The organism is Pseudomonas sp. BS-2016, assembly GCF_001806145.1.
Lineage (GTDB): Bacteria > Pseudomonadota > Gammaproteobacteria > Pseudomonadales > Pseudomonadaceae > Aquipseudomonas > Aquipseudomonas lundensis.
Genome location: NZ_MLCT01000034.1, coordinates 26,822 through 47,142 on the forward strand (window position 1 = coordinate 26,822; position 20,321 = coordinate 47,142).

Annotated in this window: 21 protein-coding genes and 1 pseudogene; 17 read left to right on the forward strand and 5 right to left on the reverse strand. The window is 60.0% G+C overall.

The features are described from left to right. Positions 1-2: 2 nt before the first annotated feature. The gene (locus tag BKD70_RS17635; protein WP_047275823.1) at positions 3-1,169 is read right to left on the reverse strand and encodes a PLP-dependent aminotransferase family protein; all 1,167 of its coding nucleotides are present in this window, start codon (positions 1,167-1,169) and stop codon (positions 3-5) included. A gap of 82 nt (positions 1,170-1,251) precedes the next feature. Between BKD70_RS17635 and BKD70_RS17640 the strand changes: the two genes are divergently transcribed. The 4 genes from BKD70_RS17640 (at position 1,252) to BKD70_RS17655 (ending at position 4,306) form a co-directional block, all read left to right on the forward strand. After that, positions 1,252-1,698: a MarR family winged helix-turn-helix transcriptional regulator gene (locus tag BKD70_RS17640; RefSeq protein WP_047275825.1), complete on the forward strand. Its 447-nt coding sequence runs from the start codon at positions 1,252-1,254 to the stop codon at positions 1,696-1,698. Positions 1,699-1,887: 189 nt separating this feature from the next. Beyond that, positions 1,888-3,237 (forward strand): NCS2 family permease, encoded by a 1,350-nt coding sequence (locus tag BKD70_RS17645; protein ID WP_047275827.1) that lies wholly within the window; start codon positions 1,888-1,890, stop codon positions 3,235-3,237. Positions 3,238-3,296: 59 nt separating this feature from the next. Further along, complete coding sequence (locus BKD70_RS17650; protein WP_047275829.1) at positions 3,297-3,923, forward strand: LysE family translocator; 627 nt, start codon at positions 3,297-3,299, stop codon at positions 3,921-3,923. Between the two features lie 164 nt (positions 3,924-4,087). Further along, entirely contained in the window at positions 4,088-4,306 is a 219-nt protein-coding gene (locus tag BKD70_RS17655) for a hypothetical protein (RefSeq protein ID WP_047275831.1), read from the forward strand. 49 nt (positions 4,307-4,355) lie between these two features. Here BKD70_RS17655 and uraH read toward each other — a convergent pair whose 3' ends face one another. After that, positions 4,356-4,709: a hydroxyisourate hydrolase gene (uraH, locus tag BKD70_RS17660; protein ID WP_047275833.1), complete on the reverse strand. Its 354-nt coding sequence runs from the start codon at positions 4,707-4,709 to the stop codon at positions 4,356-4,358. Between the two features lie 409 nt (positions 4,710-5,118). Here uraH and puuE point away from each other — a divergent pair, with 409 nt between their 5' ends. The 7 genes from puuE to BKD70_RS17695 all read left to right on the forward strand — a co-directional run bounded on the left by puuE (position 5,119) and on the right by BKD70_RS17695 (position 11,942). Further along, entirely contained in the window at positions 5,119-6,048 is a 930-nt protein-coding gene (gene puuE, locus BKD70_RS17665) for an allantoinase PuuE (RefSeq protein WP_047275835.1), read from the forward strand. Further along, a complete protein-coding gene (gene uraD / locus BKD70_RS17670) occupies positions 6,045-6,560 on the forward strand; it encodes a 2-oxo-4-hydroxy-4-carboxy-5-ureidoimidazoline decarboxylase (RefSeq protein WP_047275837.1) in 516 nt (171 codons plus the stop codon). The genes puuE and uraD overlap by 4 nt, the downstream gene beginning before the upstream one ends. Positions 6,561-6,621: 61 nt before the next feature. Continuing rightward, the gene (gene alc, locus BKD70_RS17675) at positions 6,622-7,617 is read left to right on the forward strand and encodes an allantoicase (RefSeq protein ID WP_047275838.1); all 996 of its coding nucleotides are present in this window, start codon (positions 6,622-6,624) and stop codon (positions 7,615-7,617) included. Positions 7,618-7,701: 84 nt separating this feature from the next. After that, positions 7,702-8,205, forward strand: a complete 504-nt coding sequence (locus BKD70_RS17680) for an ureidoglycolate lyase (RefSeq protein ID WP_047275840.1) — start codon at positions 7,702-7,704, stop codon at positions 8,203-8,205. Between the two features lie 48 nt (positions 8,206-8,253). Then, positions 8,254-9,543, forward strand: coding sequence for a urate hydroxylase PuuD (locus BKD70_RS17685; protein ID WP_047275842.1), 1,290 nt, complete (start codon positions 8,254-8,256; stop codon positions 9,541-9,543). A gap of 158 nt (positions 9,544-9,701) precedes the next feature. Further along, the gene (locus BKD70_RS17690; protein ID WP_047275844.1) at positions 9,702-11,066 is read left to right on the forward strand and encodes a nucleobase:cation symporter-2 family protein; all 1,365 of its coding nucleotides are present in this window, start codon (positions 9,702-9,704) and stop codon (positions 11,064-11,066) included. Between the two features lie 90 nt (positions 11,067-11,156). Further along, entirely contained in the window at positions 11,157-11,942 is a 786-nt protein-coding gene (locus tag BKD70_RS17695) for an outer membrane protein OmpK (protein WP_070415386.1), read from the forward strand. A gap of 21 nt (positions 11,943-11,963) precedes the next feature. Here the strand turns inward: BKD70_RS17695 and BKD70_RS17700 are convergent, their stop codons facing one another. After that, positions 11,964-12,563 (reverse strand): TetR/AcrR family transcriptional regulator, encoded by a 600-nt coding sequence (locus BKD70_RS17700; protein ID WP_047275850.1) that lies wholly within the window; start codon positions 12,561-12,563, stop codon positions 11,964-11,966. A gap of 160 nt (positions 12,564-12,723) precedes the next feature. On the opposite strand from BKD70_RS17700, the gene BKD70_RS17705 reads away from it, so the two are divergent. From BKD70_RS17705 to BKD70_RS25730, 3 genes and pseudogenes are all read left to right on the forward strand, one after another. Further along, complete coding sequence (locus BKD70_RS17705; RefSeq protein WP_047275853.1) at positions 12,724-13,929, forward strand: MFS transporter; 1,206 nt, start codon at positions 12,724-12,726, stop codon at positions 13,927-13,929. 562 nt (positions 13,930-14,491) lie between these two features. Beyond that, a pseudogene (locus tag BKD70_RS25725) lies at positions 14,492-14,767 on the forward strand (methyl-accepting chemotaxis protein); the annotation flags it as partial. Positions 14,768-14,800: 33 nt separating this feature from the next. After that, a complete protein-coding gene (locus BKD70_RS25730; protein ID WP_256542988.1) occupies positions 14,801-15,163 on the forward strand; it encodes a CZB domain-containing protein in 363 nt (120 codons plus the stop codon). Positions 15,164-15,166: 3 nt separating this feature from the next. On the opposite strand, the gene BKD70_RS17715 is transcribed toward BKD70_RS25730, so the two are convergent. After that, a complete protein-coding gene (locus BKD70_RS17715) occupies positions 15,167-16,108 on the reverse strand; it encodes a DUF808 domain-containing protein (protein ID WP_047275854.1) in 942 nt (313 codons plus the stop codon). A 132-nt stretch (positions 16,109-16,240) separates the two neighbouring features. Here BKD70_RS17715 and BKD70_RS17720 point away from each other — a divergent pair, with 132 nt between their 5' ends. Then, a complete protein-coding gene (locus BKD70_RS17720; protein WP_047275856.1) occupies positions 16,241-16,846 on the forward strand; it encodes a TetR/AcrR family transcriptional regulator in 606 nt (201 codons plus the stop codon). A 50-nt stretch (positions 16,847-16,896) separates the two neighbouring features. Here the strand turns inward: BKD70_RS17720 and BKD70_RS17725 are convergent, their stop codons facing one another. Further along, positions 16,897-17,337 carry a heme-binding protein gene (locus BKD70_RS17725; protein WP_047275858.1) on the reverse strand — a complete coding sequence of 147 codons (441 nt, stop codon included), beginning with the start codon at positions 17,335-17,337 and terminating at the stop codon, positions 16,897-16,899. Positions 17,338-17,604: 267 nt separating this feature from the next. Here BKD70_RS17725 and gcl point away from each other — a divergent pair, with 267 nt between their 5' ends. Beyond that, positions 17,605-19,380, forward strand: a complete 1,776-nt coding sequence (gene gcl, locus BKD70_RS17730; protein WP_047275860.1) for a glyoxylate carboligase — start codon at positions 17,605-17,607, stop codon at positions 19,378-19,380. A gap of 58 nt (positions 19,381-19,438) precedes the next feature. Further along, positions 19,439-20,221: a hydroxypyruvate isomerase gene (gene hyi / locus BKD70_RS17735; protein ID WP_047275862.1), complete on the forward strand. Its 783-nt coding sequence runs from the start codon at positions 19,439-19,441 to the stop codon at positions 20,219-20,221. Positions 20,222-20,321: the final 100 nt, after the last annotated feature.

Below are 20,321 nucleotides of genomic sequence, written 5' to 3' on the forward strand. Positions count from 1 at the left end.
CTCTAAGCCGCCTGTGCGGCTTGTGCGTGACGAATAACGTTGGCCAGGCGCTTGAGGCCTTCATGCAAACGCTCAGGATCGATGTGGCTGAAGTTCAGGCGCAAGCTGCCGATGTGTTGATCCGGCTCGGCAAAAAACGGTTCGCCCGGCATGAACGCGACATTTTGCTCCAGCGCCGGCTTGAGCAAGGTGCGGGTGTCGAGCGGCTGCTTGAGGGTGAGCCAGAAGAACAAACCGCCCTGCGGCACGTGCCAGTCGGCCAGGTCCGCGAAGTGCTCTTGCAGCGCAGCCTGAAAGCCATCGCGACGCACGCGGTAAAAGTCACGCAACTCGGCCAGGTGATTGCGCATTTTTTCAGTGCCGATCCACTGCAAGGCCTGCCACTGCCCGACGCGGTTGGTGTGCAGATCCGCCGATTGCTTGAGGCGCAGCAAGTGCGGGAACAAATCAGGGCTGGCGATCAGGAATCCCACGCGCAGACCCGGCAGCAGGGTTTTGGACACCGTACCGGTGTAGATCCAGCTGGCCTTTTTCAGACGGCTGACAATCGGCGTGGCACTGCCGCCGTCGAAATTCAGCTCACGGTACGGTTCGTCTTCAATCAGTGTCACGCCGAACTCATCCAGCAGCGCCGCCACGGCATCCCGCTTGGCTTCGCTGTAGCGCACGGCCGAAGGGTTCTGGAACGTCGGGATCAGGTAAATGAACGCAGGCGAATGTTTTTCCAGCTCACTGCGCAGCGCCGCCAGGTCAGGGCCGTCGGCTTGCAACGGAAAGGTCAGGCACTGGGCGCCGAACAGTTGAAAGATCTGCAAGGCCGCCAAATAGGTCGGCGCTTCGAGCATGATCTCGGTGCCCTTGTCGATGTACAGCTTGGCCGCCAGGTCCAGGGCTTGCTGCGAACCGCTGAGCACCATCACTTGGCTGGCGTCGCACTCAACGCCCAGAGCACGCGCTTCGGCCGCCAGCACTTCACGCAGGGCCGGCTCGCCTTCGCTCATGCCGTATTGGCCCATCGAGGCCGGCATGTCGGTCCAGTCGACTTTGGGCAGCATTGCTTCGGCCGGTAGACCGCCGGCAAACGACATGACTTCCGGACGTTGGGCCGCAGCCAGAATTTCGCGAATCAAAGAACTTTTCAGGCGGGAAACACGTTCGGAGAAGGCCATACAGATCACCGGTAGCGGAAGTAATTGGAAATAAGTCAAACTGCTTGACCGAAATTACGCCGCGCAGCCTAGATACGTCAATATGCTTGACCTTAAAAATCCGATCACTCAGCGTGCCGCCATGCAAGCCTTCTTCTTTGGCTATCAAGCATTTACCGCCAAGGCGGATGAAATGCTGGCCCGCCGCGGGCTCAGCCGGGTGCATCAACGCATCGTATTTTTCATTGCCCATTACCCCGGGGTCAGCGTCAAAGAGCTGCTGACCTTGCTGGGCGTGAGCAAGCAGGCGCTGAACACACCCTTGCGCCAATTGATCGACATGAATCTGGTGCGCAGCGTTGCGCCCGAGACCGACAAACGCAAACGCCTGCTGGAGCTAACGCCGGACGGGGTGCGGTTTGAAAGAAACTTGCGCCGTGAGCAAGTCAAACTCTTACAGCGCGTCTTCGCCCAAGAAGGTGAAGAGGCGGTCAACGGATGGCTGGCAATCAACCATGCCTTGGGTCAAAGCCGTCAAACCGGGGCCTGAGCCCACCCTGCCCCAACCCTTTTCGATTTAAATCCCGCACAATCCTGAAAACATTATTTGCTTTATTTGTATACAAAAGCATAATTCACCTCACGCACTTTCTTGACTCAATAGTCAGGAAGCTGCGTTTCTTGCGTCATTTGCCTCAACCAGCGCGCTCAAAAACAATAAAAGCCTGAGGAAATCACCGTGGACAGCCCTAAACCGAACGCCCCTGCTCTGGATCTTTCGCCGCCCGCCCAACGTGGCTGGCTGGAGCGCCTGTTCAAGTTGTCGCTGCATGGCACCACCGTCAAAACGGAGTTGATCGCCGGGCTGACCACCTTCATCACCATGGCTTACATCATCTTCGTCAACCCGAACATCATGGCCGACGCGGGCATCAACCACGGCGCCGCCTTTGTTGCCACGTGCATTGCCGCCGCCCTGGGCAGCCTGCTGATGGGCCTGTATGCCAACTGGCCTGTCGGCCTTGCGCCCGGTATGGGTTTGAACGCGTTTTTTACCTACACCGTGGTCGGGACGATGGGCTACAGCTGGGAGACCGCGCTGGGTGCCGTTTTCGTTTCAGGCGTGCTTTTTCTGATATTGACCCTGTCGCGTGTCCGCGAATGGTTGCTCAACAGCATTCCCGTCAGCTTGCGTTACGCCATGGGTGCAGGCGTCGGCCTGTTCCTGGGCCTGATCGGCCTGAAAACCTCGGGCATTATTGTCGACAGCCCGGCGACCCTGATTAAACTCGGCTCTTTGCGCGACCCAGCGCCGCTGCTGGCCGCCGTGTGCTTCCTGATGATTGCCGTGCTCAGCTATCACCGCGTGTTTGGCGCCATCCTGATCAGCATCATCGCCGTGACGCTGGCCGGATGGGGCCTGGATCTGGTGCATTACAACGGCATTCTGTCTGCGCCCCCCAGCCTGGCGCCGACCTGGATGGCCATGGACCTCAAAGGTGTGTTCAACATCAGCATGATCAGCGTGGTACTGGCCTTTCTGTTTGTCCACATGTTCGACACCGCAGGCACCTTGATGGGCGTGGCACAACGTGCCGGGCTGGTGAAGGCTGACGGCAAAATCGAAAACCTGTCCCGCGCCCTCAAGGCCGACAGCGCGTCCAGCGTATTCGGCGCGGTGGTCGGTGTTCCGCCTGTGACCAGCTACGTCGAAAGTGCTGCTGGCGTGGCGGCAGGCGGGCGCACCGGGCTAACCGCCGTGACCGTAGGCGTGTTGTTTGTCGCGGCCATGTTCTTCGCCCCGCTGGCAGGCATGATCCCCGCCTATGCCACAGCCGGGGCCCTGATTTACGTCGCGATGCTGATGGTGGGCGGCATGCAACACATCAACTGGGACGAGCCGACTGACTGCATCCCGGCCATTGTGACGATGATCATGATGCCCCTGACCTTTTCGGTAGCCGATGGCATTGCCTTGGGCTTCATCAGCTACGTGGCACTCAAGGCTGGCACGGGCAAATACCGTGACATTTCCATCAGCCTGTGGGTGCTGTGCGCCATTTTCATCGCCAAGTTTATTTACCTGTAAGCGCGGCGATATCAACCTGCCCCGCCACTGTGCGGGGTGCTTGTGACATGGAGGAAGTGATGAGTCTGGAAACCTGGCTGCTGTTCAGCAGCGCGGCATTGGTGGTAATCCTGATTCCGGGGCCGTTGTCGTTACTAATGATCAGCAACAGTTTGAACTACGGCCTGCGTCGTTCGTACCCGGCTTTTCTGGGCGGTGTATTCGCCTCGATTTGCCTGCTGAGCGCCTCGGCGCTGGGGTTGGGCGCCCTGCTGCTGGCCTCGGAGCAACTGTTCAGCGCACTCAAGATTGTGGGTGCGCTGTACCTGTTCTACCTCGCGTGGCAAAGCTGGAAGCAATCACGCCAGCCCGCGCAAGCAGCCACAGTGCCCGAAGCCGCCCCTAAACCGCGCTTTAGCGCACTGTTTGGGCGCGCGTTTGTGCTGGGCGCCAGCAACCCGAAAGACATCTTGTTCTTTGCCGCCTTCCTGCCGCAGTTTCTCAACCCTGACGCACCGTTTCTTAATCAGTTGTTGGTGATGATTGCGACCTGGACCGTCCTCGACTTGCTCTGCAAGCTGGCCTACGGCCTGGGCGCACACGGGGCTGCGGGGTACTTGCGCAGCGGCAAAGGACAGAGCTGGTTCAACCGGGTCAGCGCCGGATTGTTCAGTGTCGCGGGCACTGCATCGCTGTTGAGTCGCTAATCTGTAACGTGCTCCAGACAAGTCAGGAAGCCCGTTTCTGACTTGTTCCCTGATTGCATACGCCCTACACCACATTGAACGTATGCGTCACCAGCCCCTCAGGATCGCCCGCAACGATTCAACTCAGGGCCTACCGGTCAATCGGTTCCTGTCGCACAACGCCCATGAGTGAATATCGACACTGCGAGGAAGGCACGAGTCTGTTTTTCAGCGTGCAATACCACCACAGTGACAACCGTTCACTGCGCATGGGGGAGTACACCGGCGAATTCACGTTACAAGCCCGCGATAACAAGGAGCCAAACTGGATGCTGCCCATCCGCGTCGTCGTGCGCATTCACGGCAGACGGTTGCCAGGGCCTGATCCCATGGCCGTGAAATAAAAAAAGCCCGCAGTGTGAGCGGGCAAAAAACCACATGCGCAGGGTGAAACTAGCTTCCGCGATACGTGGAATAGCTGTAAGGCGAAATCAATAAAGGTACGTGGTAGTGCGCCTGCTCGGCATTGATGCCAAAGCGCAGTACCACAACATCCAGAAAGGCCGGTTCAGGCAATTGCACACCGCGGGCGCGGTAGTAATCACCCGCACTGAACTGCACCTGATATACCCCGGAGCGGTAATCGTCACCCTCCAGCAGCGGCGCGTCGCAACGACCGTCGCTGTTGGTCAGGGCAGTGGCGACCAGTTCCAACTGTGAACCCTCAACCCGAAACAACTCGACCTTGATCGAGCTGCCAGGGCAACCGTGTGCGGCATCCAAAACGTGAGTGGTCAAACGTCCCATTGATTCTGCGCGCCTGCCGAATCGTTGATCGTGCAGGCCTCGCGCCTCCCGGAGTCAGTTGATAAAAAGGACCGCTGCACCCGTGTGGAGCACGATGGGGCGGCAGCGAAGGCATGATTAAGACATTTATCAAAAAAATTGTACACAATTAAAATCACACATTTACGCAGGCCCCGATTCACGTGGCCTCACAGCTATTTCCTGTCAACGACGCCGCTCTTCACGACTTTGTATTCACGCCATGACCGATCAGGCAGGTTTCTTGCTTGTACACTTCGAGCACAATTCATGTTAAAAAAGCAAAAAATCAGGCTTACAAAGTGTTTATTAAGTTGTATACAATCAGGCCATCGCAGTGAAGCCAGATCTGGCCGATCGACTGTCAACACGAATAATAAGGAAGACTGTAGTGAGCGCTGATTACCCACGCGACCTGATCGGTTACGGTCCCAACCCTCCTCACCCGCACTGGCCCAATAACGCCCGTATCGCCCTGTCGTTTGTCCTCAATTACGAAGAAGGCGGCGAGCGCAACATTCTGCACGGTGACAAAGAATCTGAAGCCTTCCTCTCGGAGATGGTCTCGGCGCAACCGCTGCAAGGCGAGCGCAACATGAGCATGGAATCGCTTTACGAATACGGCAGCCGCGTCGGCGTGTGGCGGATTCTCAAGCTGTTCAAGGAATTCGACCTGCCGTTGACGGTATTTGCCGTGGCCATGGCAGCCCAACGTCACCCGCAGGTGATCAAGGCCATGGTTGCGGCCGGCCACGAGATTTGCAGCCACGGCTACCGCTGGATCGACTACCAGTACATGGATGAGGCCCAGGAGCGTGAACACATGCTCGAAGCCATCCGCATCCTGACTGAAATCAGCGGCGAACGTCCGCTGGGCTGGTACACCGGCCGCACCGGCCCCAATACCCGGCGCCTGGTGATGGAAGAAGGCGGTTTCCTGTACGACTGCGACACCTATGACGATGACCTGCCGTACTGGGAACCCAATAACCCGACCGGCAAACCGCACCTGGTGATCCCGTACACGCTGGACACCAATGACATGCGCTTCACCCAGGTCCAGGGTTTCAATAACGGCGAGCAGTTCTTTCAATACCTCAAAGACGCCTTCGACGTGCTCTACGCCGAAGGTGCCGAGTCGCCAAAAATGCTGTCCATCGGGCTGCATTGTCGCCTGATCGGTCGCCCTGCCCGCCTGGCCGCCCTCAAGCGCTTCATTGAGTACGTCAAAGGCCATGACCACGTGTGGATCACCCGCCGGGTCGACATCGCCCGCCACTGGCAAGCCACTCACCCGTTTACTGCAGAGAATGCCCGATGAGCACCTTCAAGACCCTCACGCCTTCAACCCTGAGCCGCGAAGCATTCGTCGAAGCCTTTGCCGATATTTACGAGCACTCGCCGTGGGTCGCTGAAAAAGCCTACGACCTGGGCCTGGACGCCAGCGTCGATCAGATCGAAAGCCTGCACCAGCGCATGAGTGACATTTTGTTGAGCGCCGATCACGCCAGCCAGCTGGCACTGATCAACGCTCACCCGGACCTGGCCGGCAAAGCAGCCGTCCAGGGCCAACTGACCGAAGCCAGCACCCATGAACAGGCTGGCGCCGGTATCCACCAATGCACGGCCGAAGAGTTCCAACGCTTCACCGAGCTGAACGAGGCCTACAAGGCCAAGTTCAAGTTTCCCTTCATCATGGCGGTAAAAGGCAGCGACCGGCACCAGATCCTCGCCGCGTTCGAAACCCGCATCCATAACCCGGCAGACGCCGAGTTCAGATGCGCGTTGGCAGAAATCAACAAAATAGCCCTGTTCCGATTACTCCAGCTCTAAGCCGAACCGGCACCCGCCGGTCAGGCATCTCCAGCCACTTATTCAAAGGCAGACAAGAAGAATGAAAGCTTACGCCGTACCGTTCGAGAAGTTCGTCAACCTGGCCGACGCCCGCCTGGGTACCAAAATCATCTCCGTGACCGATGATTGGTTTGCCGACGCCAACCGCATGTTCCAGCCGACCCCGGCCGTATGGAAGGAGGGCGTTTTCGATGACAACGGCAAGTGGATGGACGGCTGGGAGTCACGCCGCAAGCGCTTTGAAGGCTACGACAGTGCGGTGATCCGCCTGGGCGTTCCGGGCTCGATCAAAGGCGTTGACATCGACACCTCATTTTTCACCGGCAACTTCCCGCCGTCGGCCTCGCTGGAAGCCTGCTTCCTGGCCGAAGGCGAACCGACCGAGCACACCCAGTGGGTTGAAGTGCTGTCCGCTGTCGAACTGCAAGGCAACAGCCACCACTACCACGAAATCAGCAACGATCAGGCCTTCAGCCACCTGCGCTTCAACATTTACCCGGACGGCGGCGTAGCCCGTCTGCGTGTATACGGCGTGCCGTTCCGCGACTGGTCTTCGATCGGCGACAACGAACAGGTTGACCTGGCAGCTGCCCTCAACGGTGGTCGTGCCCTGGCCTGCTCCGACGAACACTTCGGCCGCATGAGCAACATCCTCAACCCGGGCCGCGGCATCAACATGGGCGATGGCTGGGAAACCGCCCGCCGTCGTACACCGGGCAACGACTGGGTCATCGTGGCGCTGGGCCACCCGGGCGAGATCGAAAAAATCATCGTCGACACCCTGCACTTCAAAGGCAACTACCCGGACAGCTGCTCGATCCAGGGCGCCTACGTCAAAGGCGGCACCGACAGCCAGATCGAAACCCAGAGCCTGTTCTGGCGTGAGCTGCTGCCGAGCCAGAAGATGGAAATGCACGCCGAGCACACCTACAGCGAACAACTGAAGGACCTGGGCCCGATCACCCACATTCGCCTCAACCTGTTCCCGGACGGCGGTGTCAGCCGCCTGCGTGTCCTGGGCAAAGTCGCGAAGTAAGGCTGGACCTGTCGTCGCTGCCGCAACCTGCGGCAGCGACGACACCTGCAACACACCACAGAAACCAGAACAAGAAGACAGACCATGCGCACTTTAACGATTGAACCCTTGAGCAAAGAAGCATTCGCCCCTTTCGGTGACGTGATCGAAACCGACGGCAGCGATCACTTCATGATCAATAACGGTTCGACCATGCGCTTCCATCGTCTGGCCGAAGTTGAAACAGCCACTCCAGAAGACAAGGCGATCATCAGCATTTTCCGCGCCGACGCGCAGGACATGCCGTTCACCGTGCGCATGCTGGAGCGGCATCCGTTGGGCAGCCAGGCTTTTATTCCGCTGCTCGGCCACCCCTTTCTGATCGTGGTCGCGCCACTTGGCGATGAACCTGTATCAGGCTTGGTCCGCGCCTTCGTCACCAACGGCAGGCAGGGCATTAATTACCATCGCGGCGTCTGGCACCACCCGGTGCTGACGATCGAAAAGCGGGATGACTTCCTGGTGGTTGATCGCAGTGGCACAGGCAATAACTGCGATGAGCATTTCTTTAAAGAGGATGAGTTACTGATCCTCGCCCCCCACCAATAAGAGAAGGCCCAAACGCTCAAAAAAGAGCGACGGGTAGAGGTAAAGACTGTGGAAGCACATTTGATGGAATGGCTGAATCTGAGCGTGCGCTGGATTCATATGATCACTGGCGTGGCCTGGATCGGTGCGTCGTTTTACTTTGTCTGGCTGGAAAACAACCTCAACCGCGTCAACCCCAAGGACGGCCTGTCGGGCGATCTGTGGGCCATCCACGGCGGCGGTATCTACCACCTCGAAAAATACAAACTGGCACCTCCCTCCATGCCGGAAAACCTGCACTGGTTTAAATGGGAAGCCTACTTCACCTGGATGTCAGGGATCGCCCTGCTCTGCCTGGTGTTTTACTTCAACCCGGCGTTGTACCTGATTGCCCCCGGCAGCACCCTGAGCGGGCCTGAAGCGGTGGCCATCGGTATCGGTTCGTTGATTGCCGGTTGGTTCGTTTACGACTTTCTGTGCGACTCCGCCCTCGGCAAACGCCCGGCGTTGCTCGGTTTTATCCTGTTCGTGCTGCTGGTCGCAGCGGCGTTCGGCCTGAGCAAAGTGTTCAGCGGCCGTGGCGCGTACCTGCATGTGGGCGCCATCATCGGCACCATCATGGTTGGTAACGTGTTCCGCATCATCATGCCCGCCCAACGCGCGCTAGTAGCGGCAATCCAGGAAGGTCGCACCCCTGACCCGGCGCTCCCGGCCAAAGGCTTGCTGCGTTCACGTCACAACAACTACTTCACCTTGCCGGTGCTGTTCATCATGATCAGCAACCACTTCCCGAGCACCTACGGCAGCCAGTACAACTGGTTGATTCTGGCCGGGATCGCCGTATTGGCCGTGCTGGTTCGCCACTACTTCAACACCCGCCACGACAGCCACAAATATGCCTGGACCTTACCGGTCGCTGCATTGGGCATGATCTGCCTGGCCTATGTGACGGGCCCGAACACGGCACCGACCGCACCTGAAACCGCCAAAGTCATCAAGTACCAGCCGATTCCGCAAACCGCTGTCAGCGGGGCCAAGCCCGACGCCAACCCGGCGCCGGTCACCGCACCGGCTGCACCGGCAACCCCGGTCGCCACGGTTGACTTCGAAAAAGTGCATGCCGTGATTCAAGAGCGCTGCACCGTGTGTCATTCCTCCAAACCCACCAGCCCACTGTTCAGTGCAGCGCCTGGCGGGGTGATGTTTGACACCGCGCAACAGATCAAGCTGATGGCACCGCGCATTCAGGCACAGGCTGTCGCCAGTCAAATCATGCCGTTGGGCAACATTACGCAAATGACCCAACAAGAGCGTGAACTCATCGGTTCCTGGATCAACACAGGAGCCCAAACTAACTGATCCACACACGTTGTGGCCGCTACCGAAGACTGCGACCTCCCTTGAACGGGAAGCTCGGCCCGATACGTCCTGCAGTCTGTCAGGTCTGTCGCAGTCTTCGGTAGCGGCTACAAAACCACACCACTAGTTCACAACAATAAAAATGACCGAGGTGTTGCATGTCCGATCTAACCGAACCGCGCATACCCGCCGTGACCGCCCCGCCGCCCATGCAGCGGCTACCGCTGTTGCAATTGATTCTGGTGGGTTTGCAGCACGTGTTGCTGATGTACGGTGGCGCCGTTGCCGTGCCCCTGATCATCGGACAAGCCGCTGGCCTGAGTCGTGAGGAAATTGCTTTTCTGATCAACGCCGACCTGCTGGTGGCGGGGATCGCAACCATTGTGCAATCGCTGGGCATCGGCCCGATGGGCATTCGAATGCCCGTGATGATGGGCGCCAGCTTCGCCGCTGTGGGCAGCATGGTGGCCATGGCCGGCATGCCCGGCATCGGCATGACCGGCATCTTCGGGGCCACCATTGCGGCAGGTTTCTTCGGCATGGTCATTGCGCCGTTCATGTCCAAAGTGGTGCGTTTCTTCCCGCCACTGGTGACCGGCACGGTGATTACGTCCATTGGCCTGTCGCTGTTTCCGGTCGCCGTGAACTGGGCCGGTGGCGGCAGTGCCGCTGCGCAGTTCGGTTCACCGGTCTTTCTGTGCATCGCCGCGCTGGTGCTGGGCACCATCTTGCTGATCAACCGTTTCATGCGCGGGTTCTGGGTCAATATCTCCGTGCTGATCGGCATGGCACTGGGCTACGTCCTGTCCGGGGCCATCGGCATGGTCGACCTGACCGGCATCGGCAACGCCCCCTGGTTTCAAGTGGTGACGCCGCTGCATTTCGGCATGCCGGAGTTCCATCTGGCGCCGATCCTCTCCATGTGCCTGGTGGTGGTGATCATTTTCGTCGAGTCCACCGGGATGTTTTTGGCCCTGGGCAAGATTACCGGTCAGGAAGTCACCCCGCGCATGCTGCGCCGCGGCTTGCTGTGTGACGCCGGCGCCTCGTTTATTGCCGGTTTCTTCAACACCTTCACCCACTCCTCCTTTGCGCAAAACATCGGTCTGGTGCAAATGACCGGCGTGCGCTGCCGCTCAGTGACCATCATGGCCGGGGCGTTCCTGATCACCCTGAGCCTGCTGCCCAAAGCAGCTTTTCTGGTGGCCTCGATTCCGCCTGCGGTTCTGGGTGGCGCGGCAATTGCCATGTTCGGCATGGTCGCCGCCACCGGCATCAAGATCCTTCAGGAAGCCGACATCGCTGACCGCCGCAACCAGTTGCTGGTGGCCGTGAGCATCGGCATGGGCCTGATCCCTGTCGTGCGCCCTGAGTTCTTCGCCCACTTGCCACTGTGGATGGGTCCAATTACCCACAGCGGTATCGCCATGGCCGCCGTCAGCGCGGTCTGCCTCAATCTGCTGTTCAACGTGCTGGGCGGGGCCGAACGCGCCGCCTTGAGTGGCCACGTGCACCAGCATTGATGGACTCACCCTCACCCTGCACGCCTCCTGCCGGAGTCGCTCAGGGTGAGGGGCTTCAGCTCTGAAAACATAATAAAAAAGGAGTTACCCATGAAGTGCATACACTGGGGCGCTACGCTCGCGGGTGGGTTATTGGCTGCCGGTCAGGCCATGGCCGGGGATCTGTTTCTGTGGCAGACCAACAGCCTCACCTACCTGTATGGCAAGAACTTTGCGATCAACCCGTCCATCCAGCAAACCGTGACCTTTGAACACGCAGACAAATGGAAGTACGGCGATAACTTCCTGTTCGTCGACCGCATCTTTTACAACGGCAAACCCGACCGCAACAAAGGCCCGCACACCTACTACGGCGAATTCAGCCCCCGCCTGTCGTTCGGCAAGATCCTGGACCGCACGCTGGCGTTCGGCCCGATCAAGGACGTGCTGCTGGCCATGACCTATGAGTACGGCGAAGGCGACAGCGAGGCCTACCTGATCGGCCCCGGTTTCGACCTGGCCGTGCCCGGCTTCAACTATTTCACCCTCAACTTCTATCGTCGCCACACCGAAGGCCCACGGCCGGGTACAGGCGTGTGGCAGATCACGCCGTCGTTTTCCTACACCATCCCGGCGGGTCGTTCCAACGTGCTGATCGACGGCTACATGGACTGGGTGGTCGACAACGACCGGAATTCGCGCGGCACCTACCACGCCAACCTGCACTTCAACCCGCAGGTCAAATACGACCTGGGCAAAGCGTTGAACTGGGGCGCCAAGCAGCTGTACGTCGGTATCGAGTACGACTACTGGAAGAACAAGTACGGCATCGAAGACAGCGGTTCATTCAAAACCAATCAGGACACCGCCAGCCTGTTGGTCAAGTACCACTTCTGATGCACGGGCCTCGGCCTGCCGCTACGGCTGAGGCGCCCGCAATACCCCGCGCAACATCAAGTCGAGACTGTCCAGCGCCGCTGTCAGGCGCTGTGGCGGTTGGTGATCGGCGGCGATCCAGAACGATGCATCCATCAACCCGCCTTGAATCAAACGCGCCAGCGCTTCGGGGTCGGTGTCTCGAATCACGTGCGTGTCCATCAGGTCGCGCAACAGGGTCGCCAGCGACGCACTGCACGCCGACTGGCTGCTCTGCAGGTATTCGGAACCCAGCACCGAGGGCGCATCGCGCAACATGATGCGTTGCACCTCGATGTGCGTGGCCATTTCCAGAAACACCCGGCAGCGCCCCCTGAAGCCTTCCCACGCATTGGCTGCCTGCTCAGACACCTGCGCCAGTTGCGCGTCCAGCTCGGCGTCGACCTGCTGCACAACCGCCTGCAACAGCCCCTTCTTGTCCCCAAAGTGGTGATAAAGCGCACCCCGGGTCAACCCTGCCGAGGCCGTCAGTTCATCCATCGACGTCTGCGCGTACCCCACCGAGCCGAAGGCCTGGCGCCCCGCCTCCAGCAACTTGTTGCGGGTTTCTTCTATCATTTGTGCACGCGCTTTGGGCGCCATGTTGGCCTCCTGCATGTTGAGATACGCCGCGTATGTTAATTGACATACGTCACGTATGCGTATATTTCTGCATACGCCGCGTATGTCAGATCCCCGACAGTGCCGCTGCGTGAGGCAGCTCGCACAGGAACACGCGGCTCACTTTTGTTTCGGAGCGTGTATGGCAAACCCTTATCGCGAGATTTTCCGCGCCCCCGGCAGCCTGGCCTTTTGCGCCGCGGGCCTGATCGCACGCATGCCGATTTCCATGACCGGGATCGGCATCATCACGTTGCTGGCGCAATTGCGCGGGTCGTATTGGCTGGCGGGCGCCGTGGCCGCAACGTTCGCCCTGGCCATGGCGTTGATCGCCCCGCAAATTTCCCGCTGGGTAGACCGCTATGGTCAGCGCCGCGTGTTGCCCGGCGTCACCGCGCTGGGCGTCAGTTCGCTGCTGGCCCTGTTGCTGTGCAGCCACCTGGGCACGCCCGACTGGACGCTGTTCGTGTTTGCCGCACTGTCGGGCTTCATCCCCAGCATGCCAGCCATGGTGCGGGCGCGCTGGACCGAGCTGTACCGCGGCTCGCCCAAACTGCACACGGCCTTTTCGCTGGAGTCGGTGCTCGACGAAGTGAGTTTCATCATTGGGCCGCCGATTTCCGTGGGCCTCTGCGTCGCCGTATTCCCCCAGGCCGGGCCGTTGGCCGCCGCCCTGCTGCTGGCCATCGGCGTGACCACCTTTGTGTTGCAGCGCAGCACCGAGCCGCCGGTTCACCCGCGCAGCACCGAACACGCAGGCACCGTGCTGCGCCAGGGCGCCGTGGTGATTCTGCTGATGGTGCTGCTGGGCATGGGCACCATTGTCGGCACCGTGGACGTGGTCAGCGTCGCGTTCGCCCAACAACAGGGCCAGCCGGCAGCCGCCAGTGTCGTGCTATCGGTGTATGCCTTGGGCTCCTGTGTGGTAGGGCTGGTTTTCGGCACGCTCAAACTGAAGATGCCGCTGCCCAAACAGTTCCTGATCGGCGCCCTGGCCACCGCCATTACCGTGGTGCCCCTGATGTGGGTCAGCAGCATCGCCACCCTGGCGGCCGCCATGTTTGTCGCCGGGCTGTTCTTCGCGCCGACGCTGATCACGGCCATGGGGTTGGTGGAAAACATCGTCCCGGCCGCCAAACTCACTGAGGGCCTGACGTGGATGATCACCGGGCTCGGCATCGGTGTGGCGCTGGGCGCCGTGCTGGGTGGATGGATGATTGACGCCTATGGCGCGCAAGCCGGGTTCCGGGTGTCGCTGGGTGCGGGAGGCGGCGTGTTGCTGTTCGCCGCGCTGGGCTATCGCTTGCTCAGCCACAGCACCCTGCCCCGTGGTGCCCGCTTCGCCTGATACATAACCTGCGTGCTTGCCCCTGAGGCGGCACGGCCACCCAGCAAAGCCACTGTTTTTATATGGCTATTAGGTTTACCCGTAAACGGCCGATACAGAAGGTGCTGTATTTTTTCACCAGACGCTCTGTCTCAAGCCTCGGGAGTACAAACGGATGTTCAATCGCCGATGGCGCCAACGCTGCGCCAACCTTGAAACGCAGCTACATGCGTTAGAGCAGGACAAACAGGCCCTTGAACAGGAGGTTCAAACCCTGCGTGCACAGGTCACTCAAGACCGCGACCAGCAGCTCGTGCTGGCACACTACGAACGCTACCAACAAGACTTGCACAGCAAGCTGGAGCGCTTTGACGAATCCTTGCAAAAGACCCGCGATGGCGTGGTTGCCCAGGCCGAAAGCCTGCAAGGAGAAGTCGTTCACCTGCGCGATAACAGCAATGTGTTTGCGCAAACCTCGGCCCTGCTGGCCGGCTTTTCCAGTTCGCTGGGGCACATGGCCGGTCAGGGGGTCAGCAGTGTCGACAGCGTGGGCGTTCTGCGCCAACGGGTCGGAGAAATCAGCCGCATCGTCGAGCTGATCAAGGCCGTGTCCGACCAGACCAACCTGCTGGCCCTCAATGCCGCCATTGAAGCGGCGCGCGCGGGCGAACAGGGTCGCGGCTTTGCCGTGGTCGCTGACGAAGTGCGCGCACTGGCCCAACGCACCAATGGCGCCACCCACGAAATCAGCCAATTGGTTGCAAGCATCAACCAGGAGACCGAAGCCGCGAGCACCGCCATTGGCGTGCTGTCGGAGGAAGCCTCGCGGTTGTCAGGCGATGTGTCGCGCTCGGCCCAAACCCTCGACGAGATGATGACCCTCGGCGAACACATGGGGCAGTTGATTGAAGGCATCGCCCTGCGCTCGTTCTGCGAGTCGGTGAAGCTCGATCACTTGCTGTTCAAGTTGATGGTTTATCAACGCCTGTTCAAACAGGACGAGAACCTGAACCTGTCGACCCACACCACCTGCCGCCTCGGCAAATGGTACCTGGCGCCTGAAACCCAGGCGCGCTATGGCGACAACCGCGACTTCCAGCATCTCAACGAGCCGCACCGGATCGTGCATGAAACCGCGCACAAGGCCCTGCACGCGGCTCAGGAAAAAAACTGGAGCCAGGTCTTGCTGGAGATCAACGACATGGAAAGCGCCAGCCTTGACGTCAGCGCCCTGCTCGACAACCTCAGCCACTGACCCTCACCCCTTGATGGCGCGCCACAGTGAGCTGGCCGCCGTCACACCCGCCAACACCACCGCGCCGGCAATAATGCCGGCCACGGCGTTGAGCAAGGTCGGCACGATGACCGACAGCGGGCCTACAAACGGCGCACTGCTCAGGGCCGCGCTCTCAACCCAGTGATGCAACAGCGGCACCCCGTGTACCAAAATCCCGCCACCGACCATGAACATCGCGGCCGTACCAATCACCGTCAGCGCTTTCATCATGTACGGCGCGGCATTCAACACCCCTTGGCCGAAACGGCGCTGAAAGCTCGGCCAGGTGCCTTCACCGGTTTTTTGGGTCAGGTACAAACCGCCGTCGTCCATCTTCACGATGCCGGCCACCACGCCATACACCCCGACCGTCATCACAATGGCAATCCCGGACAACACCACCACTTGCTGCATCAGCGGCGCATCCGCCACGGTGCCCAACGTGATTGCGATAATTTCCGCCGAGAGGATGAAGTCGGTGCGTATCGCGCCCTTGATTTTGTCTTTCTCGAACGCCGCCAGGTCCACCTCGGGGTTGGCCACGGCGTCAGACAAGGCCGCGCGCGCCTGGTGATCGTCGTCCTTGCTGTGCAGGAATTTGTGCGCCAGCTTTTCGAAGCCCTCGAAACACAAATAGGCGCCGCCCACCATCAACAGCGGCGTGACCGCCCACGGCGCAAACGCGCTGATGGCCAACGCGGCGGGCACCAGAATCAGCTTGTTGCGAAACGAGCCCTTGGCCACTGCCCACACCACCGGCAATTCACGTTCGGCCCGCACACCGGAGACCTGTTGCGCGTTCAATGCCAAGTCATCGCCCAGCACCCCGGCGGTCTTTTTGGCGGCCATTTTTGTCATCAGCGCAACGTCATCGAGTACGGCGGCGATGTCGTCGAGCAACATCAGCAAACTGCTGCCTGCCATGGGTGTCGGTTCCTTGTGGATTGAATGACGTCAAGCATAGCGCGTGCCAGCCCCCAGGCGGCAATCTTGAGCCGCTTGCAAGCACGGTGCTACCATGCCCGACCGCCCCAGCAGGCAAGGAAATACGGGTTTATGAGCAGCATCCGCGAACGTAATAAAGAGCTGATTTTGCGCGCCGCCAGCGAAGAGTTCGCTGACAAGGGTTTCGCCGCCAGCAAAACCAGCGACATCGCGGCCAAGGCCGGCGTGCCCAAGCCCAATGTGTATTACTACTTCAAATCCAAAGAGAACCTCTACCGCGAGGTGCTCGAAAGCATCATCGACCCGATTCTGCGGGCCTCGACCCCGTTCAATGCCGACGGCGAACCGAACGAAGTCCTGAGCCATTACATCCGCTCGAAAATCATGATCTCGCGCGACCTGCCGTTTGCTTCCAAGGTGTTCGCCAGCGAAATCATGCACGGCGCGCCGCACCTGAGTGAAAAACAGGTCGAGTTGCTCAATGCCCAGGCCAAACACAACATCGAATGCATCCAGGTATGGATCGACCGGGGCCAGATTGCCCCCATCGACCCGCATCACCTGATGTTCAGCATCTGGGCCGCGACCCAGACCTACGCCGACTTCGACTGGCAGATTTCCGCCATCACCGGCAAAGCCAAACTCGACGACAACGACTACGAGGCGGCGACCCGGACCATCATTCGCCTGGTGCTCAAAGGCTGTACGCCCGACTGACCCCGCACACACCGTAGTCGCTGGCGCAGGCAGCGACTACCCGCTACCGATCAGACCACCACCCCGGCATCGGCCCGCAAGCCTTGTGCTTCGATGGCGCTGATCGCGCATTGTTCATCAATGTCCGAGGTATCGCCGCTGATCCCCATCGCGCCAATTACCTGCCCGCTCGCATCGCGTATCAACACGCCCCCCGGCGCCGGGACAACGTCACTGGTGCCCATGCCATTGAGTGCTGCAAAAAACGCAGGCCGCTGCTGTGCATCCAGCGCCAGCAGGCGCGAACCTTTGCCCAATGCAATGGCGCCCCAGGCTTTGCCGATGGCAATGCTGGGGCGCAGCAGGCTTGCACCGTCTTCACGCTGCAACGCCACCAGATGCCCGCCGCCATCGAGCACCGCCACCGCCAGCGGCGCAGCCGCGATCTGACGCCCGGCCGCAAGGGCCTGGCTGGCCAGGTTTAACGCCAGTTTCAAAGTTAACGCACTCATGGTTGCCGTCCTTCGTCTTGTTATTGGAAAGCCTTTAGGGCGTCTTGGGAGACGTCTCGACAGACTCAATAGAACACAATAAATATTCATCTTGTATACAATTATTTGAGCGCGCATTTCTTCAAATACCGTAAACCTGCCTAATACAGGGCTTCCGGTCTTCCAGCGATTGATTGAACAAAAGCCATTGACCTGCACCGGGGCGGATGAATACACTCAGCCCACAGCCACTTGTATACAATTACAAAACGTAAGAGGCACAAAGCAATGAGCAAAATGAGAGCAATCGAAGCTGCCGTTCTGGTGATGCGTCGCGAAGGTGTCGATACCGCATTCGGTATCCCGGGCGCCGCCATCAATCCGCTGTACTCGGCCCTGCAAAAGGTCGGCGGCATCGATCACGTACTTGCTCGCCACGTGGAAGGCGCCTCGCACATGGCCGAGGGTTACACCCGCACGAAGGCCGGCAACATCGGCGTGTGCATCGGCACCTCAGGCCCTGCGGGCACGGACATGGTCACCGGCCTGTACAGTGCCTCGGCCGATTCGATCCCGATTTTGTGCATCACCGGTCAGGCCCCCCGCGCCCGTATGCACAAAGAAGACTTCCAGGCTGTCGACATCACCAGCATCGTCAAACCCGTGACCAAGTGGGCAACCACCGTGCTGGAACCGGGCCAGGTGCCTTATGCCTTCCAGAAAGCCTTTTACGAAATGCGCTCCGGGCGCCCCGGCCCGGTGCTGATCGACCTGCCGTTTGATGTGCAAATGGCCGAGATCGAGTTCGACATCGACGCCTACGAACCGCTGCCGCTGGCCAAGCCCAGCGCCACCCGCGTTCAGGCCGAAAAGGCCCTGGCCATGCTCGACCAGGCCGAGCGCCCGCTGCTGGTCAGCGGCGGCGGCGTGATCAATGCCGACGCCAGCGACCTGCTGGTGGAATTCGCTGAACTGACCGGCATCCCGGTGATTCCGACCCTGATGGGCTGGGGCACGATTGCCGACGATCACCCGCTGATGGTGGGCATGGTTGGTCTGCAAACCTCGCACCGCTACGGTAACGCCACCCTGCTCAAGTCCGACGTGGTACTGGGCATCGGCAACCGCTGGGCTAACCGCCACACCGGTTCGGTCGAGGTCTACACCGAAGGCCGCCGCTTCATTCACGTGGACATCGAGCCGACGCAAATCGGGCGCGTCTTCACCCCGGACCTGGGCATTGTGTCCGACGCCGGTTCTGCCCTGAAGGTGTTCCTTGAAGTGGCCCGCGAGTGGAAAGCCGCCGGCAAACTGAAAAACCGCAGCGCCTGGCTGCAAGACTGCCAGCAACGCAAAGCCACCCTGCACCGCAAGACCCACTTCGACAACGTACCGGTCAAGCCGCAGCGCGTGTACGAAGAGATGAACCAGGTGTTCGGCAAAGACACGTGCTACGTCAGCACGATCGGTTTGTCGCAGATTGCCGGTGCGCAATTCCTGCACGTGTACAAGCCACGGCACTGGATCAACTGCGGCCAGGCCGGTCCGCTCGGCTGGACCATTCCGGCTGCACTGGGCGTGGTCAAGGCCGATCCGAACCGCAACGTGGTGGCGCTCTCCGGCGACTACGACTTCCAGTTCATGATCGAAGAGCTGGCCGTGGGCGCGCAGTTCAACCTGCCGTACATCCACGTGGTGGTGAACAACTCGTACCTGGGTTTGATCCGTCAGGCACAGCGCGGCTTTGAAATGGATTACTGCGTGCAGCTGTCGTTCGACAACCTCAACGCACCGGAACTCAACGGTTACGGCGTCGACCATGTGGCCGTGGCCGAAGGCCTGGGTTGCAAGGCTCTGCGCGTGTTCGAGCCAAGCCAGATCCAGCCGGCGCTGCGCCAGGCACAAGAAATGATCAAAGAGTTCCGTGTCCCGGTGGTGGTTGAGATTATTCTCGAACGCGTGACCAATATTTCCATGGGCACCGAAATCAACGCTGTGAACGAGTTCGAAGACCTGGCGCTGGTGGGCAACGACGCCCCGACTGCCATCTCGATGCTCGATTAACGTTAAGCCTGCCCCTCTCCCACCGGGAGAGGGGACACACACATTGCAGGAGTCCACCATGCCGCGTTTTGCCGCCAACCTGTCCATGCTGTTCACCGAACAGGATTTTCTTGTCCGTTTTCAAGCGGCTGCCAATGCTGGTTTCCACGGCGTTGAATACCTGTTTCCGTACGACTACAGCTCTGCCGAAATCAAGGCCCAACTCGATGCCAACAAACTGACCCAAGTGCTGTTCAACCTGCCAGCCGGCGACTGGGCCAAGGGCGAGCGCGGGATTGCCTGCCTGCCGGACCGTGTCGAAGAGTTTCGCGCCGGGGTGGATCTGGCCATCGCCTACGCCCAAGTGCTGGGCAACGATCAGATCAACTGCCTGGCGGGCATTCGCCCCCAAGGCATCGACGAGGCGCTGGTTGAGAAAACCTTCGTCAGCAACCTCAAATACGCCGCCGACAAGCTGCAAGCGGTGGGCATCAAGCTGGTGATGGAAGCCATCAACACCCGCGACATCCCCGGTTTCTACCTCAACAACACGCGTCAGGCGCTGGCCATTCAGGAGAAGGTCGGCAGCGCCAACCTGTTCCTGCAATACGACATCTACCACATGCAAATCATGGAAGGTGACCTGGCGCGCACGATGCAAACGCACCTGCCGCAGATCAACCACATCCAGTTGGCCGATAACCCCGGCCGTCACGAACCGGGCACCGGCGAAATCAACTACCGCTTCCTGTTCGAACACCTTGATCGCATCGGCTACCAAGGCTGGGTCGGCTGTGAGTACAAGCCACTGAGCAGCACCGAAGCCGGTCTGGGCTGGCTCAAGACGCATAACGCGGTCTAAGGCCGTCATCAGCGTCCGGGTTTCGAGATCACGGGCTGGCGCGCCACCCTTCGCCGCCTTCAGCCGCGTCTACGGCTGTTTACCCCATAAAAACAAGAGG